The organism is Leptolyngbya sp. 7M (genome assembly GCF_018128485.1).
Window position 1 is genome coordinate 5200465 of record NZ_CP070897.1, and the last position, 23062, is coordinate 5223526.

Annotated in this window: 23 protein-coding genes and 3 pseudogenes; 12 read left to right on the forward strand and 14 right to left on the reverse strand. The window is 50.2% G+C overall.

Annotated elements, in window-relative coordinates; translation table 11 throughout:
- Positions 1-13: 13 nt before the first annotated feature.
- Positions 14-1354, reverse strand: coding sequence for a mechanosensitive ion channel family protein (locus JVX88_RS27100; RefSeq protein ID WP_211621694.1), 1341 nt, complete (start codon positions 1352-1354; stop codon positions 14-16).
- A 61-nt stretch (positions 1355-1415) separates the two neighbouring features.
- Entirely contained in the window at positions 1416-1673 is a 258-nt protein-coding gene (locus JVX88_RS27105; protein WP_263975267.1) for an alpha/beta fold hydrolase, read from the reverse strand.
- A gap of 12 nt (positions 1674-1685) precedes the next feature.
- Here JVX88_RS27105 and JVX88_RS27110 point away from each other — a divergent pair.
- From JVX88_RS27110 to JVX88_RS27125, 5 genes and pseudogenes are all read left to right on the forward strand, one after another.
- Positions 1686-3344, forward strand: a pseudogene (locus JVX88_RS27110) (AAA family ATPase); the annotation flags it as partial.
- A 135-nt stretch (positions 3345-3479) separates the two neighbouring features.
- Positions 3480-4043 (forward strand): annotated as a pseudogene (locus tag JVX88_RS44455) (helix-turn-helix transcriptional regulator); the annotation flags it as partial.
- 171 nt (positions 4044-4214) lie between these two features.
- A complete protein-coding gene (gene cas6 / locus JVX88_RS27115; RefSeq protein WP_211621696.1) occupies positions 4215-4889 on the forward strand; it encodes a type I-MYXAN CRISPR-associated protein Cas6/Cmx6 in 675 nt (224 codons plus the stop codon).
- A 126-nt stretch (positions 4890-5015) separates the two neighbouring features.
- Complete coding sequence (locus tag JVX88_RS27120) at positions 5016-5723, forward strand: 3-dehydroquinate synthase family protein (protein WP_211621697.1); 708 nt, start codon at positions 5016-5018, stop codon at positions 5721-5723.
- A 101-nt stretch (positions 5724-5824) separates the two neighbouring features.
- The gene (locus tag JVX88_RS27125) at positions 5825-6664 is read left to right on the forward strand and encodes an AI-2E family transporter (RefSeq protein WP_211621698.1); all 840 of its coding nucleotides are present in this window, start codon (positions 5825-5827) and stop codon (positions 6662-6664) included.
- Here JVX88_RS27125 and JVX88_RS27130 read toward each other — a convergent pair.
- On the reverse strand, positions 6661-7707 hold the full coding sequence (locus tag JVX88_RS27130; protein ID WP_211621699.1) for an Ig-like domain-containing protein: 1047 nt from the start codon (positions 7705-7707) through the stop codon (positions 6661-6663). The genes JVX88_RS27125 and JVX88_RS27130 overlap by 4 nt on opposite strands.
- A 611-nt stretch (positions 7708-8318) precedes the next feature.
- On the opposite strand from JVX88_RS27130, the pseudogene JVX88_RS44460 reads away from it, so the two are divergent.
- Together JVX88_RS44460 and JVX88_RS27135 are read left to right on the forward strand one after the other, a co-directional pair.
- Positions 8319-8405 (forward strand): annotated as a pseudogene (locus tag JVX88_RS44460) (hypothetical protein); the annotation flags it as partial.
- A gap of 69 nt (positions 8406-8474) precedes the next feature.
- Positions 8475-8678, forward strand: a complete 204-nt coding sequence (locus JVX88_RS27135; protein ID WP_315875303.1) for a hypothetical protein — start codon at positions 8475-8477, stop codon at positions 8676-8678.
- 534 nt (positions 8679-9212) lie between these two features.
- Here the strand turns inward: JVX88_RS27135 and JVX88_RS27140 are convergent.
- Entirely contained in the window at positions 9213-10151 is a 939-nt protein-coding gene (locus JVX88_RS27140) for a lipid-A-disaccharide synthase (protein WP_211621700.1), read from the reverse strand.
- Positions 10152-10317: 166 nt separating this feature from the next.
- On the opposite strand from JVX88_RS27140, the gene coaD reads away from it, so the two are divergent.
- From coaD to JVX88_RS27155, 3 genes are all read left to right on the forward strand, one after another.
- Positions 10318-10884 carry a pantetheine-phosphate adenylyltransferase gene (gene coaD, locus JVX88_RS27145; protein ID WP_211621701.1) on the forward strand — a complete coding sequence of 189 codons (567 nt, stop codon included), beginning with the start codon at positions 10318-10320 and terminating at the stop codon, positions 10882-10884.
- A gap of 5 nt (positions 10885-10889) precedes the next feature.
- Complete coding sequence (locus JVX88_RS27150; RefSeq protein ID WP_263975268.1) at positions 10890-11495, forward strand: hypothetical protein; 606 nt, start codon at positions 10890-10892, stop codon at positions 11493-11495.
- Positions 11496-11775: 280 nt separating this feature from the next.
- Entirely contained in the window at positions 11776-13026 is a 1251-nt protein-coding gene (locus tag JVX88_RS27155) for a UvrD-helicase domain-containing protein (RefSeq protein ID WP_211621702.1), read from the forward strand.
- Positions 13027-13263: 237 nt separating this feature from the next.
- Here JVX88_RS27155 and JVX88_RS27160 read toward each other — a convergent pair whose 3' ends face one another.
- The 10 genes from JVX88_RS27160 to JVX88_RS27205 all read right to left on the reverse strand — a co-directional run bounded on the left by JVX88_RS27160 (position 13264) and on the right by JVX88_RS27205 (position 21483).
- The gene (locus JVX88_RS27160) at positions 13264-14085 is read right to left on the reverse strand and encodes a cytochrome P450 (protein ID WP_211621703.1); all 822 of its coding nucleotides are present in this window, start codon (positions 14083-14085) and stop codon (positions 13264-13266) included.
- 105 nt (positions 14086-14190) lie between these two features.
- On the reverse strand, positions 14191-14865 hold the full coding sequence (locus JVX88_RS27165) for an SDR family oxidoreductase (RefSeq protein ID WP_211621704.1): 675 nt from the start codon (positions 14863-14865) through the stop codon (positions 14191-14193).
- 437 nt (positions 14866-15302) lie between these two features.
- Entirely contained in the window at positions 15303-16226 is a 924-nt protein-coding gene (locus JVX88_RS27170) for a transglutaminase-like domain-containing protein (RefSeq protein WP_211621705.1), read from the reverse strand.
- A gap of 31 nt (positions 16227-16257) precedes the next feature.
- Positions 16258-16743, reverse strand: a complete 486-nt coding sequence (locus tag JVX88_RS27175) for a DUF5615 family PIN-like protein (protein WP_211621706.1) — start codon at positions 16741-16743, stop codon at positions 16258-16260.
- A complete protein-coding gene (locus JVX88_RS27180) occupies positions 16737-17075 on the reverse strand; it encodes a DUF433 domain-containing protein (RefSeq protein WP_211621707.1) in 339 nt (112 codons plus the stop codon). The genes JVX88_RS27175 and JVX88_RS27180 overlap by 7 nt, the downstream gene beginning before the upstream one ends.
- Before the next feature lie 72 nt (positions 17076-17147).
- Positions 17148-17795, reverse strand: coding sequence for an ankyrin repeat domain-containing protein (locus tag JVX88_RS27185; RefSeq protein WP_211621708.1), 648 nt, complete (start codon positions 17793-17795; stop codon positions 17148-17150).
- 300 nt (positions 17796-18095) lie between these two features.
- Positions 18096-18809 (reverse strand): NAD-dependent epimerase/dehydratase family protein, encoded by a 714-nt coding sequence (locus JVX88_RS27190; RefSeq protein WP_211621709.1) that lies wholly within the window; start codon positions 18807-18809, stop codon positions 18096-18098.
- Positions 18733-19584: a glucose-1-phosphate cytidylyltransferase gene (gene rfbF / locus JVX88_RS27195; protein ID WP_211621710.1), complete on the reverse strand. Its 852-nt coding sequence runs from the start codon at positions 19582-19584 to the stop codon at positions 18733-18735. The genes JVX88_RS27190 and rfbF overlap by 77 nt, the downstream gene beginning before the upstream one ends.
- Positions 19585-19931: 347 nt before the next feature.
- Positions 19932-20804, reverse strand: coding sequence for a phosphatidate cytidylyltransferase (locus JVX88_RS27200; protein WP_211621711.1), 873 nt, complete (start codon positions 20802-20804; stop codon positions 19932-19934).
- A 319-nt stretch (positions 20805-21123) separates the two neighbouring features.
- Complete coding sequence (locus JVX88_RS27205) at positions 21124-21483, reverse strand: hypothetical protein (RefSeq protein WP_317134454.1); 360 nt, start codon at positions 21481-21483, stop codon at positions 21124-21126.
- A gap of 25 nt (positions 21484-21508) precedes the next feature.
- On the opposite strand from JVX88_RS27205, the gene JVX88_RS27210 reads away from it, so the two are divergent.
- Positions 21509-21967, forward strand: a complete 459-nt coding sequence (locus JVX88_RS27210; protein ID WP_211621712.1) for a hypothetical protein — start codon at positions 21509-21511, stop codon at positions 21965-21967.
- A gap of 104 nt (positions 21968-22071) precedes the next feature.
- On the forward strand, positions 22072-23022 hold the full coding sequence (locus JVX88_RS27215) for an AAA family ATPase (protein WP_211621713.1): 951 nt from the start codon (positions 22072-22074) through the stop codon (positions 23020-23022).
- Positions 23023-23062: the final 40 nt, after the last annotated feature.

Below are 23062 nucleotides of genomic sequence, written 5' to 3' on the forward strand. Positions count from 1 at the left end.
ATAAACTACATCTTTATGCTTGCTGGTCCTCTAGCAAAATCAGAAATCCATTGATCACATCTTTGATCAGGTTTTGGGAGGCCAGCGAAATCCCGACGCCCACTACCCCAGCCAAGGTCAGCAAGGCAGGACTGATAGAAACTCCTATCGTAGAGAGGGCTGCAATAATGCCCACACTGCCCCACACCAGTACTGCAATGCTTTTGGTCACTCGCGAAAAGGTGGTGAATCGCAGCATCAGCCGCTGAGAGGTGTTCGTTGCTAAACTCGTGCTGCTTTGCAGCGCCCAAAACAGCCGATCAATAATCACTTCGCTGAACCGAATGGCTAGATAGATCATCAAAACCACCATCAACAGCCGAATCGGAATTTGCACCCACTGCACCATGACGGGCTGAAGCCAGCGCGTGTAGGGGAACAGGCCGAAAACTACAAATAAGCCAATGCCCCAAAGCAGCAGTTGGGCAAGTTGAGAGAGCCGCCACTGAATGTCGTTAAACCGACGCTTTTGCTGCACCATTGCTTGGCGCTGAAGTAAAACCGTGGTGATTTCAGGCGAAGTTTCCGGATTAGCAGCCACCGACAAATCGGTTTGCTCGGAGTGGGATTGAACCGATAGTTTTTTGCGCTTGGCCCTTAAGTAGCGCTGCCAGAGTGATAACAACAAGCTGCTAATCACCGTAGTTAACAAAATTGCTCCTGCCCACCAGACCTGCTGCTGTAAAAACTGCGGCTGTCGCTCCTGCTGAGCTGAGAGCAGAGCATCTTCTACAATGGCGCTAATTTCTTCGGCCCACGCAGAGGGGTTAGTACCGTTGATCTGGGCGTCAAGCGCCGTAACGGTGAGTAACTGATCGTAGTTGGATTCACCATCGCGACGGTAGCTGACATAAATTACAGGCTGTCCACTGCTAGAGTCAGTTTCTGTTGTGATCTCTAAACTTTCTGGGTCAAATCCGCGATCGACAATTTGCTGGAGTCGCCGTTCAATAATCTCTACGCGAGATTGCAGCGAGGCCGAGTCTTCCTGTGAATCTGCCTGATCCTGAAGCGCAGGAACCGCAATGGTAAACAGCCGGCGACCATCCAAACGCACGACCCCACGAGTTATCTCGGCTGTATCGAGCAAATCACCCAGAACCGGCAGCCGATTTTCTAACTGACGCAGCGGGGAAGACAGAATTTCCGTCGGATTGGGGCTAGATATCTGTCCCCAAGCAATTGTCTGCGGCCCGCTGATCACTAGCGCACTGACTAGCAAACTCAGCAAGATGGCGAACCAAGTCGATCGGCCTTGGCAAATTCGATAAATTCGCTGTTGGGTTTGCCGCATTGAATCCAACAAATTTCTCATTTGGCTTTGCCTCACACCGAATTTTAGAGTTTTAAGGTTAGAAGTCTGGAAGAGGAAGCGGCTAAGCGGGCGGTAGCTGCAAAAATTCCCGCATGTATTGGTTTACGAGGTCAGGTTTTTCCTGCTGCACCCAATGTCCGCATTGGGGAATGTAGCGCACTGTCAGATCAGCAACATACGCCTCGGTGCCATAGGTTAGCTCTTTACCCAGAGCCACGTCATCTTCTCCCCAGATCAGCAGCGTCGGAGTCGTCAGCATACCCCAATTTTGGGACGTTAACTCTGGCTGCCAGAAGTTGGCCCGGTAGTAGTTGAGCATTGCTGTCAAGGGCGGGGTGAATTGCGCTGTATCGGAGCCACTACGCTTGACGAATACCGCAAACATATCGAAAAGGATGCAGCCCTAGAGCGTCGCTTCCAGCAGGTGTATGTCGGTCAGCCCAGCGTGGAAGATACGATCTCGATTCTGCGCGGTTTGAAAGAGCGCTATGAGCTGCACCACGGGGTGAATATTTCCGATAGTGCCTTGGTTGCTGCTGCCACTCTCTCGAACCGCTACATCAGCGACCGCTTCCTACCCGACAAGGCGATTGACCTGGTAGACGAAGCTGCTGCCAAGCTGAAGATGGAAATTACCTCCAAGCCAGAAGAGTTGGACGAAGTGGATCGCAAGATCCTTCAGCTCGAAATGGAGCGGCTGTCGTTGCAGAAAGAAAGCAGCGTTGGCTCACGGGAGCGCTTAGAGCGGCTAGAGAAAGAACTGGCCGACCTGAAGGAAATCCAGAGCAGCCTCAATGCGCAATGGCAGGCGGAAAAAGACGTGATCGTTCAAACCCAAAAGCTGAAGGAAGAAATCGACCGCGTCAATATCGAGATCCAGCAGGCCGAACGCGACTATGACCTCAACCGAGCTGCGGAGCTGAAGTACGGCAAACTCACCGATTTGCAGCGCAAACTCCACGAGGCCGAAGCTAAGCTGGCTCAAACCCAAACCAGCGGTAAGTCGCTGCTGCGGGAAGAAGTCACTGAGGCGGATATTGCCGAAATCATCTCGAAGTGGACCGGCATTCCGGTCAGCAAGCTGGTCGAGTCGGTGATGGCAAAGCTGCTGCATCTCGAAGAAGAATTGCACCGGCGAGTTGTAGGCCAAGAAGAAGCCGTCACGGCGGTAGCGGATGCAATTCAGCGCTCACGGGCTGGACTGGCCGACCCGAACCGTCCGATTGCTAGCTTTATCTTCCTCGGTCCGACCGGTGTGGGTAAAACCGAACTGGCTAAAGCCCTAGCCGCCTACCTGTTCGATACCGAAGAAGCAATGGTGCGGATCGATATGTCCGAGTATATGGAGAAGCACGCGGTTTCGCGGTTAATTGGTGCGCCTCCAGGCTATGTGGGTTACGAGGAAGGCGGCCAGCTCACCGAGTCGATTCGGCGTCGCCCCTATGCAGTGATTCTGTTTGACGAGATCGAGAAGGCCCATCCCGATGTGTTCAACATCATGCTGCAAATTCTCGATGATGGTCGCGTCACCGATTCGCAGGGCCGAACGGTGGACTTTAAGAATACAGTGATCATCATGACCAGCAACATCGGATCGCAATACATCCTGGATATTGCCGGAGACGATCAGCGCTACGAAGAGATGAGATCGCGGGTGATGGAAGCAATGCGGACCAGCTTCCGTCCTGAATTCCTCAACCGGGTAGACGAAATCATCATCTTCCACAGCCTCCAGAAGTCCGAACTGCGGCAAATTGTCCAGCTTCAGGTCAAACGCCTAGCCGAGCGTTTAGCCGACCGCAAGATGGCGCTGCGCCTCTCCGATGCAGCCCTCGATTTCCTGGCTGAGGTGGGCTACGACCCAGTCTATGGTGCCCGTCCACTGAAGCGAGCCATCCAGCGCGAACTGGAAACCCAAATTGCCAAGGCAATTCTGCGCAGCGAATTCCACGATGGCGACACAATCTTTGTCGATGTGGAAAACGAGCGCCCGGCAATTGCTCGACTAGCCGAACGACTGCCGGAACAAAGCTGGGTAGACCTGCAACAGGTTGCCGATGAGCGGATTCTGTTTCGCGCTGGAGCCACCACCGACCTTGATCCGGACATCTGGCATCAGTTAGAAACCGCCTGCCGCACGCAAAAAACCGTGCAGATGACCTATTACACCGCCAGCCGCGACAGTACCTCTGAGCGCAAGCTGGACCCCTATGTGCTACACATCTATCGCGGCACGAACCCCTACGTGATCGGCTTCTGCCATCAGCGGCAAGAGATTCGCTGGTTTCGGGTAGACCGAATCAAAGTGCTCACGGTTCTAACAGAGAGCTTTGTCCCTGATCCCACCTTTGATGCCAAAGACCATCTGGAGCTAATCTTCCAGCATGAGGCAGGTGGTGTACCCCAGCCCGTGGCGATCTGGTTCGATGCTAAAACGGCTCCCTATGTGCGAGAGCGGCGCTGGCATCCGTCACAGGAAATTCAAGAACACCCAGACGGCTCGATGACGCTGCATATGGTTGTTCGCGGATTGAACGATCTGAAGCGATGGGTGCTGGGCTATGGAAAGGGAGCAATCGTGAAGGCTCCGCCAGAGTTGGTGCAAATGGTGCGCGAGGAAGTGGCTATTATGTATTGCCAATATGAGATGAACCAGGATGCAAACAATGCGATAACGGCTGATCTGTGAGCCAGCGGAACTCAGTCATTTTCCTGATCTAGTCATCATCACCCTGGAGGTGATGTAGGTGCAGTGAGGGCGTGTGTGAAGGAATAATAAAGCGGGAATTCTCGAAGGTGGGGGAGTGGGTAGAGGTAAGGCGAGTAAGCTATTCAAATTTGTGAGTGAAGGAGATGCAACGTGAATTTTCTAGAGGTTCAATTTACTTTACGGGGGAAAACACTACCTGCAGATCATGGCTATGCGCTCTATTCAGCCGTGAAACAATTGATGCAAGGGTCTCCGCCAAGCTGCGGTGCAGAGGAATCTGCTATTCCCATTAATCTTCCAGTCGATGTTCGACTATGCAGTATTGCAGGCATCCCCGATAAAGACGGCATGATTTATTTACATCGCGGTTCACGCATGCGGTTAAGATGCCCGGCTGAGCAGGTGCAATTCTGGTATCGTCTGCTGCAAAATCAGGTTCTTGATATTCGCGGACATCTGATTCGATTGGTTCAGCCACGGCTGACGTTGCCCCAACCCAGCGATACGCTCAAGGCACGATTGGTCACGTTTAAGCTAGAGGCAATCAATCATGCAGAGGTTCCGTACTATTTTTTGGAATCTTGTAAGAAAGGATTAGAGCGTTTAGAAATCAATGCTCAAGCTTCGATTGACAGCACAACCGAGGGCGATCTAGCACGGCGTACTTTGCAGGTCAAAGACAAGAAAATCTTGGGGTATGGCGTGGTTGTGGAAGGGCTAAGCGATGCGGATTCGCTAAAGCTGCAATGGTATGGCTTAGGGGGACGGCAACACTTTGGCTGTGGCTGGTTTTACCCGGTGCGGGAGGAAGCCAATGTTAGTTAAGCATCCAGTAAAGCATCAACCCTTACGTCCGAAATTGCTGCTGGCAAAATCGAAGGAAACCCCTTGGAAAGGAGCATATACATTAGCTGGACATACAGCGTCTGTGGTTGAAGCCCCCTTCTGGCCATGGTGGATGCGGCGATTGGAGGCAAAACCGGCGTCAACCATCCTCAGGGCAAAAATCTGATCGGTGCCTTTCATCAGCCCAAGCTGGTCTTGATCGACCCGCAGGCATTGGCAACGCTGCCGCCGCGTGAGTTTCGAGCTGGCATGGCTGAGGTGATTAAATACGGCGTAATTATAGATGCGGAACTGTTTAGTCAACTCGAAGCTGCCAAGCGGCTTGATCAGCAGCGCTATATTCCAGAGCCTCTGCTGCAAGAGATTCTCACCCGTTCCTGTCAGGCAAAAGCCGATGTGGTGGGCAACGACGAAAAAGAAGCAGGACGGCGGGCAATCCTGAACTACGGGCACACGATTGGCCACGCGATTGAAAGTTTGACCGGCTATCGCGTGGTGAATCACGGTGAGGCGGTTGCGATTGGGATGGTGACGGCTGGGCAAATTGCAGTGGAACTGGGCTTGTGGGAGCAAGATGCTGCCGATCGTCAAAAGCAGCTGATTCAAAAAGCCGGATTGCCAACCAAATTACCTGCCACTAACCCTGCGATTGACATCGACGAAATCGTGGCCGCTCTGCAAACTGATAAAAAGGTGACGGCTGGCAAAGTGCGGTTTATCTTGCCTACCCGCATCGGCGATGTAACCATCCGGGATGATGTCGAGAACGACTTAATTCGCAGGGTTTTGCAGAAAATGCAGACTCGTGAGTGATGGGTTGACAAAACTGCAACCGCTGACGGCTGAAGTACTGTTTCAGGCTCTAGGATCGAGGCAGGGGATGGGTGTCATGTTCACTTTCTTAGCTTTTGCGGATGCAGCTTTCTGAACTGATTCGACGCTATCTGCTGTACGGACTCAGCGGACCAATTATTGTCTTAAACCTGTGGGTGCTGAGTCAGGTTTTTCAGTACTTTGAAGGTTTAATTACCTTCCTGATTCTCAGCATCATTCTGGCGCTAATTTTGGATTACCTAGTGCGGCTGTTCGAGCGCTTTCGCCTCAACCGCACCCAGGCTGTCCTGCTGGTTCTGTTTTTGTTTCTGGTGACGCTGATAATCTTGGGATTTACACTGCTCCCGATTGTGATTGGGCAGGCCACCCAACTTTTGCAAGGGCTGCCAGCTCTGCTCGAAGCCGGAAATCGCAATATCAACTGGCTGCAAAGCTTTATTAACCAGCACAAACTGCCCTTTGACCTCGACCAGATCACGAATCAGGTCAACAATCAGGTTCAGGCTGGGATTGCCGAGCTGCCCGAATTGGCCATTAATACGGTCGGTCAGATCTTCGCGACGATTCTGCTGATCGTACTGGCGTTTTATATGCTGCTCTATGGCGAACGCTGTTGGAAAGGCTTAACTAATCTGCTGCCGAGCAAACTGGGCAATGCCCTCAGCACCTCTCTGAAACAGCAGTTTCACCAGTTTTTTTTGAGCCAACTGTTGCTGGCGCTGGTGATGGTGCTGTTTCTGATTCCGACGTTTTTGATCTTGCAAATCAAGTTTGCACTGCTGTTTGTGCTGATTATTGGTTTGCTGGAAGTGGTGCCGCTGTTTGGAGCCGCGATTGGCATTGGCTTGGTGACGCTGCTGGTGCTTGGCCTACAGGGATTTCTGCCCGCCGTGCAGGTGGTGGTTGCTAGCGTAGTTTAAGTGGGCTGAGCTACTGGAAAAGCAGCGGTAAGCCCATCGGCTCCCGCTCCCAATACCGGACTAGATTCGGTGGAGTTTGCGCTGCCGAACAGTCCTGCTATCAACGAAGCAACCTCAGGGATAGGATTTGTTGTGATTCCCAGCTCAGATCCCCCAGTCTCAGGTGTTTGAGTTGCAGAAGCTGAGTCACCACCAGATCCGGATTGCAGCCCGCCTGTAAGCAAATCGTCGCCCTTGCCGATAGCAGGACTAGTCCCACTACCTTTGTTTGGGCCAGTTATGGTATCACTGCTCTGAGCAGTCGAAGCCTCATTAAGGCCAGTAATAGTGAGCGTCACCGTTGCTGTCGAAGAGCGTCCGCTCGCCCTCAGCGTGTATTGAAAACTGGTGGAGGCCGTTTGTCCAGCCGTTAGGGACTGAAAGGCAGAACCGGGGTTGTAGGTAAAGCTGCCGTTGCCGTTGTTGGTCAATTTGCCCTGTAGACCATTGGTGTTAACGCTGATCGTAGGTGAACCACTGAGCAAAAACGTGTCGTTCTTGCGGACGTTAAAGGTGATGGGAGCGTCTTCGGTAGTTGTAACTGTATCGGCTCTGGCGACTAAAACTGGAACTGGGGTAAAGCTCAACGAGCCAATCCGGGCGCTTTCAATTTGTGTCAGGCGGAAGCGAGAGATCAATTGCCCGTCAAAGGCAGCGGAGACGTTGTTGATTGGATCGAAGGCTGAGACGCTCAAGGGCACAACCCCAAGACTTTTACCATTGACATCAAAGGCTTCTAGCTCAGCTTCTGCATATAGATCATCTCCATCTGAAGTGGCAGCAGAGTCTAGCATGTAGGAGATTTTAGAAGCTGCGCCTTGATTAAAGGATACGAAAATCGACTCTCCTTCATCGATGGTGGCGTCGTCTACCCCCAGGCCCAAAGAGTCGCTATCCTGACTAATCACGAGTTTGCGGTCTGGATCCGTTCTGATGGTAATGCCGTTTCTTTGAAAGGATGGGGCCGAGGAAGGGGGTAATTGAGTGAAATCAATGGTAGGCATAGAATAGAAAACTTTGAGCGGTAGATTATTGAACGAGCTATCCAAGAATTCGGGCAAAAATTAACTCATCAGCCAAATTACGCAGCCAAATGATAAATTTTCTGGGCTGCAACCTGTAAAATCCGGCCAGTGCAACCCACTGTCAGCATTTCATTCCTTGTGATCCGGCAGAAATCAGGAACTCAAATCGTGAGGCTGGAGCGCAAGCCAGGAAAGGAACACTAGCTAATGTGTCAGATGGCACAGCAAAACACAAGAGATTTCGGTAAAGACTAGACAAAGTTTTGCAAAATCTTTTCTACGGGACCTTCTCTACGGGACCTTCTCTACAGGGCTTTCTACAGGAGCTTTGACCAGCGGTTCAGGTGCATTGCGCCAAGAAAGTGGCAGTGCCATCTCTGATGTCTTAGCAAAAACTACTATCAGCTAGAAGCGTGGGGCGACACCGATATCCGAGCCGGCTGAGCGCTAAATTCCACATAACTAAACCAACAGCGTTGATGTTCATCTTGGCATCCAAAGAATGTCATTTTGATTGTCCCTATCCTATTCACTGGCAATCAGCCTAACTCTGTTGTCCAAACATCAGGGCTTTCAGCCTAGAATGAAGGATCGGCGAAGGAACAAAGATAGACAATCTTGTTCAGGTAGGTCATAACGTCCAGATCGGCAAAAGGTGTGTCATCGCCGCCCAGACCGGTATTTCAGGCAGCGTCGTTATCGAAGACGATTGCGTCATCGGCGGCCAGGTAGGTTTCGGTGACCACGTGCGAGTGCAGAGCGGAGCCGTAATCGGTTCGCAGGCAGGAGTTTTGCCCGGAAAGATCGTCCGGCCAGGGGTTTGGTGGGGTACGCCTATACAACCTCTCGATGAATATAAACGCCAAAACGCCAGGGTAAAGGGGCTTGCCAGATTAAGGGACGAGGTCGATCGACTCAAGAAAAAGCTAGCTGATCAGCAAGAAAATTAGGGGAACAGCGTTCTTCAATTGAAGATCACGGAGAAATTGCTATGGAGCGTTACGTCTTTGTCCTCTCATTTCTGATGATCATCTTGTGAATGACCGCTAGATCGCAGACAGCCAGGACGCTGATCGACGATTATCTGGATTATGCAGAAAAGATAGTCGTGGCACGATGCATAGAAAGTGGCCCGGTAAATAAGCAAGATCGCACAAGCAAAGGTTGAACTTGAGGTCCTGCACATCTTAAAAGGTAAGCAGGACCTTACAACAATATCAACCTCATATACCGGCGGGCTTACCCCCGGCAGCATCTATCTCATTAGAATTCGCGATCGAGAGCGGGTGTCCGAAAAAGAGAAGTTCGGTTCGAATGGATACAATGTGATCAAGCTCGAGAGATATGTTGATATTGAGTTTTGAAGAGCCTTCAGCCCCGGATCATTGTCCTAAGAATAGTAAATTCGCGTTTGGAACAGCTTGAGACCACGATCCGTAGTGCGGAAGACAAAATCGGCACATCAAAAAGCTGAAGGCCGGAAACTAATACTCCAGTAGTCGAGCGATTGCTTCTGCCGCCCGCTTTGAAGCGCCGCCGTGCCCAAGTTTATCGGTCGCCGATCTTAGTTTCTCACGGACTAATCCGTTATTAACCGGATCAAGCAATCGAAAGAGTTCTTCTCCAAGTGCTTCGGGCGTGAACTCATCCTGTATCAATTCTTTTGCGATGCGTTCACCCGCGATCAGGTTTATCAACCCGAAATGTTCAACATCTATAAGCGGTCTAAGCAGTTTATAATTTAGGGCCGTTGTCTTGTAAACGATCACCATTGGAGTGCCGATGATCCCTGTTTCCAAGGTTGCCGTCCCGCTTGCAACCGCCGCTGTATCTGCCGCGTTCAAAAGATCGTAGGTCGCTCCCGATATAAGTGAGATAGAATCGCGGAATTCTTGCGGTGCATCTGTAATGCTCTCAACGGCGTCAGCGGCCAGCGGGCGAAATCGCTCATCTGCCAATGCGACGGCAAATTGGAGCTTGGTATCCCGCGAATGCATCTTGGCCGCTGCCTTCAGCATTGTAGGAAAGATCTTGGTTACCTCTTTTGTTCGGCTGCCGGGCAATAACGCCACGATCGGACGTGAGGGATCAAGAAAGTAGTTTGAACAGAATTCTGACTTCTCCAAGGAAACGTGAACTTCCCTGGCCAGCGGACTGCCGACGTATTCGACATGTGAAATACCGCGCGAGGCATACCAATCCTTTTCAAAAGGCAAGATCGAGATCAAAAGATCCACATACCGCCCTTTAGCAAAATTGTGCCCCAGGCAGAACTGGCGCAGCTTGAAGAAGTCGGCCATTACCCTCAAGAAGACTGGCATGAAAAGGTCAACGCCGTGCTGCTTAACTTTTTGCGCCGTCAGTCGCTCTAGGGGAGCAAGTTTAGGAATTACAGTTTGGAGGCAAATCAGGAAGCAAGTCAATGCTTAGCGGCCAACCGAAGACTCAGGTATAATCGCTAGACATTCCCTGTCATTCAGCCCGGCTCTATTATTCACCCTAGACTGTCCGATATAATCGCCTCAGCGAAGGGCGTTTGTCTTTATTTTCTATCTCTGGTTCAAGCTAAACCAACCACCGGAAGCGGCTGTGATTGCTATTTACCCCGGCAGTTTTGATCCCATTACCCTTGGTCACCTTGATGTGATTGAGCGCGGCTGTCGCCTGTTTGAGCAGGTGATCGTAGTGGTGTTTCAAAATCCAAACAAAAAGCCTCTGTTTCCGGTCCAGCAACGTATAGAGCAGATTCGTCGCTCGACGCAGCATTTACCAAACCTGGAAGTAGACAGCTTCGATGGTCTCACGGTCACCTATGCCCGTATGCGGCAAGCCAACGTGCTGTTGCGGGGGTTGAGAGTAGTTTCAGATTTTGAAATGGAGCTACAAATGGCCCACACCAATAAAACCCTCGCAGAGGATATCGAAACTATTTTTTTAGCCACTTCGACTGAGCATAGTTTTTTGAGCAGTAGCGTGGTGAAAGAAATTGCCAGGTTTGGTGGTCCTGTTGATCATCTCGTTCCTCAAGCTGTTGCTATAGATATTTACCAATGCTACGCCAAGACCCCGATCGCATCAGCCCCGACCGCCGCAGAGCTGCCCTCCCCAATGGAGGTGCCTCGAACCGATCACCCCAAAGAGACACCACCCGTATAGGGGGCGTGGACATTCAGCGGGAGTTGAACAAGCTCGAGGAAATGATTCTGGACAGTCCGCGGATTCCGCTCAGCCGACGCACGGTGGTGGATGAGGAGCAATTGCTGGACCAGCTTGATCTGGTGCGGTTGAACCTACCCACGGCGTTTCAGGAAGCGACGGAAATTCTGCTGCACAAGGAAGAAGTGATCTTGGAAGCCGAACAGATCGCCCAGCAGATCATTGCCACGGCAGAGCAACGGGCCGCCCAGATTCTGGATGAGATGGATATTGTCCGGATGGCGGAACGGGAAGCTCAGCAGATCCGGCAGCAGGTGCAGCAAGATTGTGAGCTGATGCAGCAACAGGTAATGGCCGATATTGACCAAATGCGCCGCCGCGCCCAGCAAGAGCTAGAAGACATGCAGCGGTCGATGATTGCCGAGTGCGAAGATATTCAGCGCGGAGCCGATGACTATGCTGACCGGGTGCTCAGTGACCTAGAAGCCCAATTCACTGAGATGATGCGCGTAATTCGCAATGGTCGTCAGCAAATTCAATCCGATTCTGCCGCCAAACAGGCTGAGATGAATTCCTTTAGCCGTCGTCTACAAGACCGCTTGGGGCGATAGGGGTTTACTGCAGGAGCAATGACTTGAACAGGCGGATCAGTCTGCATCAATCCCTTCCCAAAGCTGCTCTACGGGAATAGTATTGCCAATCATTGCATCGCGCTATCCCTGACGAAATCCCTCGATTGCAGGCGGCATGATCTAACGTTTTCACTAAACTATCACAGCAGTGAAATATCAGGCTTGATTTGTTTTGCTTGAGTGCGCAAGGTAGATGTTAGCAGCGGCAAGTTTACGGGCATTCTGCACAAAAAATAGCATCGAGTATGGAGTACTGAATATGCAATGGATCGATTTTCAGCAAACGCGAGAGCGGCGGCTGGGTCAAGCACAGCTAGATGGGGAGCAGAATCGAGCCAAGAATTTTGGCATTGTTGGTCATGCATTGGTGCGGGGTGTGGCAGGAGCAGGGAAATCGTTAGTGTTGAGAAATCGGGTTGAGCAAATCGTTGAGCAAAAGCTATCCTCGGTGCTGGTGCTTTCCTATAATCGCTTTATGCGCGGCTGGCTGCAAGCGAAGCTCTATGAAAAACAAATCAACGTTGAGTGTGATACGTTCCATGCTTGGGCCTGGCGTCATCTAGGGTATAGCTATGAGTATGATAAGGATATCGAAAAACGACAAAATCTGGTTGATTTGGCAGAACAAAGTAAGCTGAAGTATGAAGCAATTTTGGTCGATGAAGCACAAGATTTTTACGATGAATGGTTTCAAGTCTTGCTAAAGGTGTTGGATCAAACCACCAATTCTCTGTTTTTTGTTTATGACAATACGCAGTCGGTTTACGGTCAGGCGCACCGCAGAAAATCAGGCTGGAGCTGGCGTAACCTCGGCATTGATGTGGTGGGTCGTTCCCAGATCTTTGACTTAAACTACCGCAATGCCCCAGAAATTTTAGAAGTGGCCTGGAAATTTATTTATCCTGCGCTAGAAAAAGCAGGCATGAAAGTAGATAAGAAAGAGAACAGTCCGTCGATTGATAAGCTGATTGAGCCGAAGAAAAAGCCGTCCCGTAGTTCTGGTGTTCAGCCCTTGCTCTTGCAAATTCCCTATGCGGAGATGGCAATAAAAATCGCGCAGCAGGTGAAGCTAGCACTAGACAGCTATGCCGATTCCTCAATTGGAATTTTGCTGCATCCGACCGAGCCGAAGATAAAAGTGCTGAAGTCTGCACTCAGTCAAGAGTTACGGCGTTTGGGTGTGCCCCATCATGCGCCAATGCAGTCAGGGGAACGGTTTGGCAATGTAGTGGATAGACCATTGGTGGTTGTCGATTCCTGGAATGCGTTGAAGGGCGTTGAGTTTGACGCGGTGGTGATTGTTGGAATTGATGCAATTCCTGAAAAAACTGAACAAACTAAGAAATCTGAATCTGGCGATGATCAAGATTTTGAAGCGAAAGCAGGTTTGTATACAGCGATGACCAGAGCTAGGGATCATCTCGTCATGCTGTATGAAACTAAAACTCCGGTGGTCGAGCAAGTGGAGATGGCAATTCGTGCTCCGAATCAACTGATGAGTGGGGAGTAGCAATGGAGTCAGGAGCCAGGAGCTAGGAGTCAGTCGGGTTTGTAGAGAGGGGAACGGTATTAGTTTGCTCAACCTGCCCAGACAGAATGCAGGAAGGAAACCAGATTGGCATCAACTCAAATTGAAATGTAACGAAAGCTCAAAAAAGTTAACGAATTGGGTATAGAAGATTACGCCTGCTCATCGTATTCTCATTACCAAAGACAGCAGTGATTTAGACAAGAAGCGCGTTTATGATTAGTCCTCATCTTGAAGCACAGTAGTCTCATGGCCGGCCAGCAGAAAGGTCATCACCTCATCGCGTAACTGCTGGTTACTCATGCCTTCACCGGCGTCATCGCGCAACGTTAGCAGCATGGACAGGAGATCACCACGCTCCTCCGGGTTACTACGTCGCTGTTCAATCAAGCGATAAACCAGGCGATCCAGATCTTGCACAGCCCGTCGGTAGCGCAAATTATTGGGAGTCGGAATGGGATCGGGCAACAGATAGAGCAGCATATGCCGTGTGCGGAGGTCGAACTGCTGCTGCACCCGTAGCATCGCCTGCTCAATTTCGTGCATCGCCATTGGCACATCCGTACCGAAAAAAGCTTGGGTTGCGACTTTTAGCGTCAGTGCCATCATGTCTTGACCCAGGTTACGAATTTCGCCATTTTGCCAGGATGCGGTTAATGCTTGGGTTTGCTCAATCATCAAATTGCCATAGGCCGTGATTCGCTCTCGGTGAAATGCGGGCTGCATCAGGTGTCGCTGTTTCCGCCAAAAATCACCTTCACTGACTACTAAACCATTCCCCAGAACTTTCCCCACAATGCCGAGCAGGCGATCTTTGCGCATGTGGCTCTGTTGAGTCACTAAAATCTCCTCAATCGCATCTGGATGGTTGAACAAATAGGCTTTACGAAACCCGTACAGCGTCACCACGTCGCCATATTCTCTGGCCCATTGAGTCAGGAAACCAAGCGGATCGCGGCTATACTCAGGTAAAACCCCGATGATGGGATGGCCTTTCGGTCCGGGAGGGATTGGGGCAGCGCGGAGCAGTTGGGAAGTCATGGTCCACCTCCTGAGGGGTGTAGAGCATTAAGGAGGGCTAGGTGACGTTTTTACTCTACCAAGAATCTGGAACAATGGCCTGCCCCAAATGGGTATGTTTACGGCTCAGGCGAAGCTCAAGATCTCAAACTCGGTTTGACCGTAGGTCATATTGCGATCAACGGCAGACAGCACCCGATTATTTGCCTTGTCAGATAGCAGACATTGACAGACCAACTGAGCCACATCAGCGCGGTGAATCGTGCCAGCCACCGTCGGATCGGGAGTCAGCACGCCATTGCCGGTCGCCGGTTCCGATTTCAAACCACCCGGACGAATGATCACATAGGTTAAACCGCTGGCGATCAAATAATTTTCTGCCTGCTCTTTCTCGATTAACACTGAGCGTAATGTTTCCAACGCTTGGGGCGGTAGGGCTACAGCGCTATTGCCACTCCCAATCGACGAAACCAGAATAAATTTCTGCACGCCAGCTTGTACAGCTGCGTCAATTAAATGTTTATTCCCCAAGTAATCGGCTCGTTGACCATCTTTGGGGAGTCCTCCAATCGTGCTGATCACTGCCTGAGGTGGATTAGCCGCCATCGCTTTGACCATAGCAGCGGGATCGAGCGCATCGCCTAGGACCACCTGAATTCCCATTGCCTCTAGCTCTGGACGGACCGCTTCACTCCGCAGCAGAGCTATAACAGCTAGAGACTGCTGGACCAGACGGTGGGCAACCTCTCGCCCAACGCCACGGCTTGCTCCGGCTAGAAAGATAGAAGATAGATTGGCCATAGGACTGCTCTAGATTGATAAATCAAGTTGCTGAAGTAAAATCACAAAAGCCGCTAAGTATGCTCAACTTCTGTTCATAAAACTTGAATGCTGCTTCACACTGACCGTTGAACATTAGATAGGGACTCAATTGCATCATGGTACTCCTTGAGTAGATGTTCAAACCAATGATTGAATGAACTACTGACTAGTTGGGGAATAACGCTCGGCTTTAATTCAAACTATTGATCTGCCGACTGCTGGTTTGCCAGAAAAATCAGAGAGGAAGTCAAACTGCAGAAATTGAAGTTTAGAAAGCTAGAAATCGAGGTTTTCACCTGTAGTAGTTGTTCAGCAGATTAGAATCAAAGATGAGGTAGCCTCAATTCTGTTCAGTTCAATTGTACTATATTTGTTGGGTGCGTTGCTTGGCGAAACCCATTTTAGTCAGATTTTAATCAGAAATATCCAGAAAGAGCGTTGAAGTCGTTCTCAATTTTTTCCAGGCAATTCAGTACTCCGTTGCAGACTGTAGCAGGCACGCGCAGCCGATCGTCGCTTTCATAGCGTTTACACAGTTTTGGAAGTGAAGTATCGGGTGATTGAGTCAGGGACGCCAATTCATCAAAAAACATAAGCTGCTTCCGATTCAACGATTCATTAGGAGAGGGAATGGCTCCCCAAACATCCCAGGGCAGCATTTCTACTTTGTTGAGCGCTGCAACATCACGAATAATTTCTCCGGCAACAAACCAAAGTCCGCGCAAGTTGCCCTTGAAAATCCCGAATTTTGCTGGATCTGCAATACCTGATCGACACTGCGCCCAAGCATCACTTGCCGTAATGAACTTATGCCGTGGTACATCCAGAATGTCATGCTCAATCTTTAATTTCTCTCGCCAAATTTCGTCGAATTGTGGATCGACAATGATCCAACGTGATTCTAGAGCATGCCAATACTCGCAGACTACATGTTCTTCAAAGTAAGGCGGATTGAAATAAGTGCCGAATCCACAACGATATCGCGCAGGAATGCGCTTAGCCCGCAAGATGGCAACAAGCAACAGCGCAAAGTGATGACAAATTCCAATCAACCGCTGATTAACAGGTCGAGCCACGCAGAGCGGCTGATCGTTGAGCGTGAGGAGATGATCTAACATTCTCTCGATTGTGCGAAGATGGGTTTCACGTTTGCGCTGCTCTGGAATTGTAAAACCATAAAAGTCGTGTGCTACATACTCATACAGCACTAGACCTTGAATCATGTGGACTAATTTGCTAATACTGTTCGGCAGCTCATGAAGCAGGGTTGTGTATCGTCCAGCAGATGTCATTGCAGTTGGATGCGAATAGAAATCGAGGATTTGTTGTTGTGTCGTCATACAAACTTATAAAAGTAAAGAAGATTGAAATTCATAGGTGCTGGATCTCGATTGGTGATGATTGCCAGTTGTTGTGGCGACCATCAACATAAGTGATTGGTGAATTGATGAGTTCAGCAATCTCTACATCATCCAAACAGGTAACATGAATGGCGTAAAACTTGCCTTCTGCACTTTCGCCCCAGCCAAACGACCGCACGCCGCAATGTTTGCAGAACAGGTGATGAATGTTCTTGGTATTGAACTGATACTCGGTTAGATCGGCGCTGCCTGCAAGGAACCGAAATGAATCCGGTGGTACTGTAGCGAGCCAAGTTCTTGTCTTAGTACAAATTGAGCAGTTGCATTTGAAGGTACCCTGCCGTCCTTCCTGGGCTGCCCACTCCAAAATGGTTGGATCGTCCTTGCCTGATAACCCAATATCTTGAACACGAACCATGTCAAACTGAGGATTACGGCGAAACAAACCTCGAACGATCGTGTTATCGAAGTTTTCATCAACAAGCAGTTTTAACATGCTTCTTGTTCTGCTCTACGAGCAAGCAGGCGATCGCGCAAGCCTTGGGGGTCAAATCTCGCTTGATTCATGTCCCGAATCTCTTGCGATTGTTGACGTCGCTGTTGCAAGTAGGCTTCTACTTCCGATTGGTGATTGAGATAGAAGGCGATCGTGGCATAAACGTCAGCGAGATTGAGAGATGGATATCGGTAAGCGATTTCCTCTGCTGTCGCACCCTGATTGAAGACAGCAACCACGGTATCTAGAGTTACACGAGTTTTTCCGACGAGAATTACACCGTCTTCGTTTGCCTTCAGAGGAGCAGGTTCAGCCACAATTGCCAACGTCATAAGCACTTCCAAGTTCACTACTTTGATGGTAGCAAACGAAAGTCCTTCCAGAGAGCGAGTTTGGATTGCTAATTATTCGGCTCCAGCACGATAAAGAATTCGTGCCACCTCTGCTTGACGAGATTTCTCAAGCTCCTCAACGTTGCCCAGCAGATCGAAAAGCTGAGGAATCATTGTCTGTGCGTCCCCCATCATGGATGTTTCCTTAAGCTGCTGAAAAGCTTGCATGGGCTTTAATTCATCTTCCATCGAAACAGATGCGGCATCAAAATCGTTGGAAACATAGTCGAAAGCTATGCATCCTTTGCTATCTTTAGCAACAATTTTTGCACCAGCTTGAACTAATAAATCGACAACACCAACCGAACCAAATTCAGCAGCAATGATCAAAGGAGTTTTTCCAGATTTGTCTCTGGCATCAATTTTTGCACCAGCCTCGATCAGGATTCTGGCAATTTCCACTCTTCCATAGCAAGCAGCAGTCATCAAGGGTGTCCAACCGTGATAATTGGAGAATTTAGGATCATCGGTCACAGACAAATCAGTTCCTGCATCGATCAGCACTTTGACAACTTCGGCGTGTCGCAAATTCTCACCTGCAATGTGAGCAGGCATTCCATCTCCTCGAACAGCGTAATGCAGTGGAGTGCCTTCTTCTCGAATGTAAATTACATTGGCTCCCGCTTCAATAAACAGTTTGACAATTTCAGCATGTCCCATCAAAGCTGCTGTTCATATTGGTTCTGCAAAAACTCGAACTTTGTTCTTCTGTTGACTATACGTTGTAATCAATTTCGCCGCAGTGCTAATGTCACCATCGAAAGCCGCATCATCTAATCTGGTCATACTTGCCTCAAGATTGCAGTGATCAAGAATCTTGCTCACCAGCATACCCAGCATTCAAGGCGGTCTAACGACCAAGTTGAGCGGCGACCAGTATCATTGAAATGAAGCAAGAAGATTACATTCGCCGCTCCAACGACTTGTTATCTTGCTGGCACTAATTTCAAGATTCCATAATCATGCTCGTTTTCGGATTCGTTCCTGAAGACGTGCAACTGCATCTGGATTCAATTCTACTTCTGCATCAACTTGTTCGCGCGCTGCCAAAACAGATTCAATTTCAGAAGTCGAGACCTCTCCTAGTTGCTTGAGTAGTGACTGAACCAGGTTATTCAGCACCAGATCAAAGCGGATACGCGGCGACGCCCCAAACGCTGTGGCGTTGCGTAAATAGGTGGGGCTAAAGGAATCGTCAGCCAGCCTAGCCAGATTGGCTTCAGCCTCTGCTTTCGACTTGCCATAGGGCGTGACCGGATTCAGCGGCGAGTCTTCCGTTAGCCAGTCTTGGCCACCAGCTCCGTAGTTACTGCAAGACGACGAAAATAGGAACCGCTCAATGCCAACCTGTTTACACAGCTCAGCCAACCGCACCGAGGCGCAATGGTTAATCTCATCGGTCAGGGTAGGATTGAGGTCTCCCATCGGATCATTCGAGAGGCCAGCCAGGTGAATCAGCGCTTCATAGCCCTCTAAATCGGCAGCGTCTAGATCGCGGATGTCTTTTTGCAGCTCCGGTACACTAGGCAAACCATAACCCGGCAGACCATCGCCAAAGGTGCTACCGCTAAACAGATCGCTATCAATCCCTAGGACCTCATGCCCGGCGGCTTGCAGCATAGGCCCCATTACTGTGCCGATGTATCCCTTGTGCCCCGTTACGATGACCCGCATCCGTCTTCTCCCATACTTTCCAAGGTGCGTTGCCGCTTTGCCACAATGACTCCAATAGGCGCTTCTCGCGCAATGTATCCATGCATTGCCAGAAGGACGTATGGCGATAGGCCATTAGCTGTCCATCTCTAGCCAATCGTTCCAGCGGTTCCTTTTCCCAAAGGGTATCGTCTCCGTCGATATAGTCGAAGACGCCCGGCTCTAGTACAAAGAATGCACCGTTAATCCAGCCCTCGCGCGTCTGAGGCTTCTCGGAAAATTCCACCACCTGATCGCCATCGAGATCGAGGTAGCCAAATCGGGCCGGTGGACGAACAGCCGTCAGGGTTGCCAACTTGCCATGTGAGCGGTGAAAGGCAAGCAAATCGTGCAGATCGATATCCGAAAGACCATCTCCCCAGGTCAACATAAAGGTCTCGTTGCCCATGTGGGGAGCCAGCCGCTTGATTCGTCCGCCGGTGTTGGTGCCAATACCCGTCTCGATCAGTTCTACTTTCCAGTTGGGTTGTGCATTATCCTGCAATTGAACAGTAGAGGTCTGAAAATCCACCATGAGATTACTGTGTAGCAGGCAGTAGTCTACCATATACCGCTTGATTACCTCGCCCTTGTACCCCAGGGCGATCACAAACTGGTCAAAACCGTAATGAGCATAATGCCGCATGATGTGCATTAAAATAGGTTGCCCGCCGATTTCAACCATCGGTTTGGGTTTTACATCGGTTTCTTCTGCTAGTCGAGTCCCGTATCCCCCCGCTAAAATTCCAACTTTCATGACGGGGTACCTCCTGGCTGAGGAGGGAACAAGTCTATAATCAGGGAACTGTTCAGAATAATCTGCATTGGCTGTTCTCTTAATGTCTACATTGATTGGTGGCTTGTTTTCTCTACTGTTGATAACTGTTGATGAGCTAGCTGACAACTTGCTTGACGCAGTCTGTACTTGAGCAGGAGACAAACTAACTCCCCAAAGCAACCGGAACCGTCTGGGGATCGGAGGGTGTGGTCTGCAAATAGCGCTGGATAATCTCCACAGCGCAAGCTACGCCATTTTCAGCCCGAACTTGTTCACCTACAGCCGCCAGTTGAAGCGGTTCTTCATCTGGAGCGCAAATTGCTGATTCAGGCAGGCAACAGGGGCAACAGCAGAGTGACAAAGTAATACACCAACGGCGCAATGAAAACATAACTGTCGGTGCGGTCGAGAATTCCACCATGACCAGGAATTAACTGACCTGAATCCTTAACTCCGGCATCGCGTTTCATCATCGACTCAGTTAGATCACCCAAGAGGCTGGCAATACCGATTAACAATCCCAGCGCCATGCCGCTTAACGGTGACCCAGCCCAACCCAAGTACCAGGAGCCAACGGTCGCTACCGCAATGCTGCCTAAAACGCCGAAAATTGCACCTTCAACGGTTTTTTTAGGGCTGATGTCCGTCAGGCGAGTTTTGCCAAATAGCTTACCGAAAATGTAGGCCCCAATATCAGCCGCCCAGATACAGGCGAAGGCAAGTAGAGTCACCGTTAAGCCAGGAGGCAGTAACTGGGGATGGGGCAGGGGAAACTCTGGTAAATAACCACCCAGGGGCAAATTGCTCGCTTCTGGGCTACCCAAATTCCGCAGTCGCACCCAGTAGCTGGGTAAATAGCCGCCGTAGAACAAGCCCAAGATTGAGGAGGAGATATCAGCAATTGTGGCCAGCTTGGGCTGAAACAACAGGTAGAAACAAATCAGCGTTCCGGCGACTGGCATCGCGGCATCGACTAGATTGGGAGCAAGATTAGCTGTAATCAGCAAAATCAGACTCACCACAATGGTGGTTTTAGCTGCCGGAGCAATTCCAGTTGCACGAACTAAATCAAAGTACTCGTGCAGCCCCAAGTAGACAATCACGCCAAAACCAACCGTAAAATACCAACCGCCCAAGACAATCATCCCCAGAGCAAGGACGATGGCAACAATAGCACTGAGGATTCGCGATAACGGCATAGGGAATAAATTGACAATAGACTACCTGAACTGAAGTATGGATGAACTCTCATGCCTTTTCAGACAGCCTCTTAAATTCAGGTTAAGAATCACTCTGGCATAAATCGACCAATTTTTAGCGATTTGAATTCTGCATTACCAGAACGAGAGATCAATTTTCAACTGGATTCTTACTCTGGATAAATTCAGTCTTCATTGCTCTCATTGCTTCAACCACATGAATTCAGATGGTGTCTTGGCAGATTGCACCCACTGGAAACCTGTGGCTATGCTCATGGCAAATCAACCTACAAACCCGATCTGGCCCAACACAATCTCCCTATTCTAATTTTTCTCCGCTAAGGATATATATGGGATCTACGGCTGCAAACACCTGATGGTCGCCGCGAGTTTCCAGGCGGTTGATGGCCGACTGTACCACCTCAACATTACGGGCCTGAACTTCTGCCAGACTCTCAGAGATAGCGTATAGCGTTTCAAAATTAGTAGCCGTTGCGACGATCCGCCCTTGGGGTTTTAACCGCTGCCATGCTGCTTGCAGAATGGTCTTGATCGCTCGCCCACCTTCGATACAAATACGGTCGGGGGCTGCTTTTAACTGCTGAAGACAGTCAGGCGCACTTCCTTCCAAGATCTCGACATTCTCCACGCCAAAGCGGTCGCAGTTGCGACGAATCAAACTGGCTACCTCTTCATCCCGCTCAATGGCGACAATTTTGCCTTGGGGGCAGAGCAGTTACCTCGCCAAAACCCCACTAGCGCTGCTGGCAATCCAGGCGGCGGTCTTGCTCCTGGTGCTGATCTGGGGCCAGCGACGTCTGGGACCAGCGAAGCGGCTTGTAGAGCCAACGCTTGATAACAGCGAGGCTTATGTTCAAGCCCTAAGCCGTGTTCTACAAAAGGCAAATTGCAGCGATTTTGTAGTTCAGACCATCGGTAAAGCCGAACAATTCAGGCTACAGCGGGCACTTGGACTCGGCAGCGAACCAGTTGAGCCACAAACTTTAGTTGAGGCTTGGGTGCAGCAGACCGGACAGCCCGCAACTGAACTAGAGGCTGTCTTGGCCCCCCTAAACCAATTGCGCCGCTTAAGCAATCGAGAACTGCTGCTATGGCTGGAGAACCTGCAAACTCTCCAGCGTCAGTTAAACAGCATCAGTTGAACAGCGTCAGTTAAAGTAGTGCTGATATCACATGCTGATCTGGGACCTCTTCTGACTCCTGACTCCTAATTCAGCAGTACCAACTCACCGTATCCCATACCATCGTGAGCGAAATCCAACCCGTTTTTACCCAACTTGCTAAAGCATTGAGCCAAGTCGTCGTGGGTCAACCTGCCCTTGTGCAAAACCTAATCGTGGCCTTGCTTTCCGGCGGGCATGTGATTTTAGAAGGGGTGCCGGGTACTGGAAAAACCCTGACAGTCAAGGCTCTATCGCGGCTGGTGCAGGCCGAGTTTCGCCGGATTCAGCTAACGCCAGATGTATTGCCATCAGACATCTTGGGCACCAATATTTTCGATTTCAATACCCGCACGTTCATGCTCAAAAAAGGGCCCGTGTTTACGCAAATTCTGCTGGCCGATGAGATCAACCGCACGCCGCCCAAAACCCAGGCTGCTCTCCTCGAAGCCATGGAAGAACAGCAGGTGACGCTGGACGGAGAAAGCCTGCGGCTGCCCGATTTGTTTTGGGTGATCGCTACCCAAAATTCCCTGGAGTTTGAAGGCACCTATCCGCTGCCAGAAGCCCAGCTCGATCGGTTCCTTTTCAAGCTGATGGTGGACTACCCAGACACCCAATCCGAACGGCAGATGCTGCTGAATGCTCAGGCCGGTTTGCAAACTAAACGCCTCGATCTAGAGAAACTGCAGCCCATTGCTACAGTAGAACAGATACTGCTAGCGCGTCAGGCAGTGCAGTCGGTGCGAGTGACGGAGGCATTACTGGATTATCTGCTAGCTCTGGTGCAGCGGACTCGTCAACATCCAGATTTGGCATTAGGAGCTTCACCCCGCTCGGCTGTGGCCTGGCTCCAGGCGAGTAAGGCTAATGCTTGGTTATCGGAGCGGGACTATGTCACCCCCGATGATATTAAAGCCACTGCTTTTCCCCTATTGCGGCATCGTTTGATTCTGCGTCCAGAAGCCCAATTGGATGGGCTAAACATGGATGGCGTGATTAGCGCTTTGTTAGGGCAGGTTGCAGTACCGCGATAAGTCAGCCTGCTCTGGTTAAGATTGAGTTATTCTATGCAGC